The organism is Nocardia amamiensis (genome assembly GCF_015477605.1).
GTDB classification, from domain to species: Bacteria; Actinomycetota; Actinomycetes; order Mycobacteriales; family Mycobacteriaceae; genus Nocardia; species Nocardia amamiensis_A.
Genome location: NZ_JADLQX010000110.1, coordinates 1 through 3,325 on the forward strand (window position 1 = coordinate 1; position 3,325 = coordinate 3,325).

A 3,325-nucleotide genomic window follows, 5' to 3' on the forward strand; every position below is an offset into this window, starting at 1 on the left:
CTGTCGCTTGCCAGGGTGATGGGACCACCGGTTTGCCACGGGTATGGGACCGTGTTGTCTGGTCGCGGGCCGTGTGGTGATGGTGACGCATGATCGGGTTGCTGGTCAATCCGGTGTGGCGGATATCCGCTTCAGACGTCGTGTGGCTGTCCGGTCGCCGGCGTCGGCCATCGTGCGGACTTCGGCTATCCGGTCGAGCCGGATCAACTGCGCTATTCGTTCGGAGTGCGCGTAGAAACCGTTGTCGGGATCGCTTTCCATGGCTTCTAGCTCAGCGAGCCCGGCCTCATGCTCACCGCGGTGGAAGTGCAGTTGCGCCAGCCATAGTCGGGCGCTGGCGAACTCGGACGCCTCCGCGCGCAGCCGGTCGATGCTGTTGGTTCGGACCAGGTATTCCATGAGTGTCGCGAACGCGCGGCCATCCCCGGCGCGTGCCAGGAGCCGCAGGTCATCGACGCGGTCTGCGTCCACCATGATCTCGATCAACCGGATGAAGGCGCAGCGGTCGCCGTCGTGGGCGAGTTCGCGTAACCGTGCCTCATCGGCGGCTGTTTCGAGCCGGTCCATTGCCTGCGTGCAGGCCGAAGTGGCCTCGGGTGTGTCGTGGATGTCGTATCGGTGGGCGGCACCGTAGTACGACCATCCTGCCCATTGATCGGCTGTGTCGGTGCTGTAGCAGCGCTGCATGACGGTCTTTCATCCCTTCCCCGGTCGGTGCCGCCGCTGTGCCATCACAGTGATCAGCTCGTTGCCGGCGCAGACCGTGTGGGTGATGGTGCCCAGGACTGGAGGGCTGGGTCAATCCGAGTCGGCTGGTCCGGCTGGTTTGCCGCGGCGGGGCTTTTGGCGTTGCCGGTAGGACTCGCCCTCGACGACGAGCTCGTAGGCCGCCGATTGCAGCCGGTCCATCGCCGACTGGGCCAGCAGCGGGTCGGCCATCATGGTCAGGATCTCCGGGGGTTCCCGGTTGCTGGTGATGATCGTCGAGGCTTTGCGGTGGCGTTCGACGATCAGCTCGTAGAAGTCGTTGGTTTCGGGCGTCTCCAATCGATGCAAGGCCAGGTCATCGAGGATCAACAGGTCCACGCGGTGCAGTTTGCGCATCTCGTCTTCGTAGCTGCCGTCCAGGCGCGCACCACGCAACCGTTTGAACAGTTTGTCGGCGCGCTCGGTGTGAACGGTATGGTGGCGGCGGACCGCGATGTGTCCTAATGCGTTGGCCAGGAACGTCTTTCCGACCCCGACCGGCCCCATCACCAGGACGTTGTAGGCGTCGGCGAGGAACCGCAGCGAGGTCAGCTCGGCCCAGAGTTCGCGGTCGAAGGTGACCGCTGTCGAATCGTCCCATGCCGCCAGGTGCATCTGTGGATCCAGATGGGCCGTCTTGGCGCGGCGTTGCTCGGATTGCCGGTCGCGGCGGGCGACCTCGTCTGCGAACAGCATTTCCAGGAAGTCGTGGTGGGGTAGCCGGTTCGACCGCGCCAGGGCCAGGCGTTCGGGGAGGGTGTCCAGGAGTTGGCCGAGCTTGAGCCTGCGCATCAGCGACTTCAGCTCCGGGGTGACCTCGATCGGTTTGACCGCTGGGACGGCGGCGGGACGGCGGGTGGTGGTGCTCATGACGGCCTCCTGACAGAGAAGTCGGTGGTGGAACGGACGAACCGGGACGGCGCCGGTGGCGGCAGCAGCGTCAGCTGCTGGGCCGTGGTGCCGCGGGTGAGCATGCGGTCGATGACACCGACGTCGACGACCTCGGCGTCCAGAGCGCGGCGGCAGGCATCATCGACGGCGTCGGCGCCGTGGCGGCGCACCAGCCCGAGCAGCCGGTAAACCTGCCGCATCTTCGTCCACGGCAGTGGATGCTCGAGCACCGCCGCCGCATAGGAACCGACATGCCCGCCGTGGTCGAACGCTTTGCGCTGCAACGTCGTCAGGTCCCGCATCGCATAGGCGGTCAGCTCGCTGGGCAGGTCCGCCGGATCGGTCTGCCGTCGGCCCGCGGCGACCCGGGCATGGACTTTGATCAGCTCACCACGGAAGTAGAGCTTCACCGTCTGCGAGTCGACACGGGCGCTCAACCGCTGCCCGACGAGATCACCGGGAATGCTGTAGAGAGCCTGGCAGATCTGAACATGCCGGTCCGGCGCAACCTTCGGATTCACCCAGGTCGGGACGTCGAACACGGTATCGGGCAACGGTTTGAGCTTCGGATGCTCGTCAGTGGCGAACACCTCGGCCGGACGCAGTCGAGTGGTGCCATGTATTCTCATCCCCGCGGTTTCCAGGCACCACCGCTGCGCGCGTTCCCGGCAGTCCTCTAAATTCCGGAATTGTTCTCCGGCAAAGAAATTCGACCGCGCATAAGGGACGCAGCGTTCGACGCGCGGTTTGTCCTGCGGGCTGCGGATCCGCGCCGGATCAACAACGAACCCACGAGACTCGGCATACTCGCGGAACGAATCGTTCAATCGAGGATCGGTCGCGTCAGCCTTGTCGACGATGGCCTTCATGTTGTCCGGAATCGCGACGGCGAACACGCCATCGAAGAACACCCAGGCGGCTTCGAACCCGGCGATGACGTCGTTGAGGGTTTCCCGGTAGGTCGGGAAGACGAACATGTGCCGCGAATACACCGCGGTGAAGATCAGCCCCTTCACCACCCGTCGACGGCCCTCGACATCGGTCAGCAGGCCGAGCCGGCCGAAGTCGACCTGTACTTCCGCGCCGGGTTCGCAGTCGGCCACCCGCACCGTCGTGCGGCGCTTCCCGAAACCCAATTCCGCCTGCGCATAACGGTTCAACGTCCGATACGACACCATCACACCACGGCGGGCGAGCAGAATATGAATCTTCGTCAGGGTCAGGCCCTGGTCCAGCCACTGCTTGATCTGCTCGGACTGACCGGCGAGAGTTTCCCACGCATCGCTCTTACCGTTCGGTCGAGACCGACGAACCCCGGCGATCACCGCCGTCAGCAGCTCATCGGTCAACTGCTCCACACCCTCGTCGCGGTCCACACCACACGACTGCGCTCGCTCGACATACCGGCGCACCGTCTTGCGGTCAGTGCCCGACAGCCGGGCCACCTCCCGCAACCCGCGACCCTGCAGCCATAACCGCAGCATCTCCCTGATCTCGATCACCGAAACCTCCCGGTAGCTCATTCCGCCAATACAGCGGCCGAGCGACCGGAAACCCCGAAGCCGCGCCGGGTGGTCCCATAACTGGCAAAACCGCTAGTCAGGTGGTCCCATCAGTGGCAAACGGGTGGTCCCATGCTCAGGGCAAAACCAGCTCCGAAGTGGTCCCTTCCCCCTGGCAACCGACA

At 64.9% G+C, this 3,325-nt stretch carries 3 protein-coding genes; all 3 read right to left on the reverse strand.

Annotated features, from left to right (window positions below; genetic code table 11):
* Positions 1 to 105: 105 nt before the first annotated feature.
* Positions 106 to 687, reverse strand: coding sequence for a hypothetical protein (locus IU459_RS36840; RefSeq protein ID WP_195134203.1), 582 nt, complete (start codon positions 685 to 687; stop codon positions 106 to 108).
* A gap of 111 nt (positions 688 to 798) precedes the next feature.
* Positions 799 to 1,617 (reverse strand): ATP-binding protein, encoded by an 819-nt coding sequence (locus IU459_RS36845; RefSeq protein WP_195134204.1) that lies wholly within the window; start codon positions 1,615 to 1,617, stop codon positions 799 to 801.
* Positions 1,614 to 3,161: an IS21 family transposase gene (gene istA, locus IU459_RS36850; RefSeq protein WP_195134205.1), complete on the reverse strand. Its 1,548-nt coding sequence runs from the start codon at positions 3,159 to 3,161 to the stop codon at positions 1,614 to 1,616. Before istA ends, IU459_RS36845 begins: the two co-directional genes overlap by 4 nt.
* Positions 3,162 to 3,325 lie beyond the last annotated feature (164 nt).

Bases quoted from the DNA above. Each gene is read 5' to 3' on its own strand.
- IU459_RS36840 (WP_195134203.1), bottom strand. From the start codon at position 687: ATGCAGCGCTGCTACAGCACCGACACAGCCGATCAATGGGCAGGATGG.
- IU459_RS36845 (WP_195134204.1), bottom strand. From the start codon at position 1,617: ATGAGCACCACCACCCGCCGTCCCGCCGCCGTCCCAGCGGTCAAACCG.
- istA (WP_195134205.1), bottom strand. From the start codon at position 3,161: ATGAGCTACCGGGAGGTTTCGGTGATCGAGATCAGGGAGATGCTGCGG.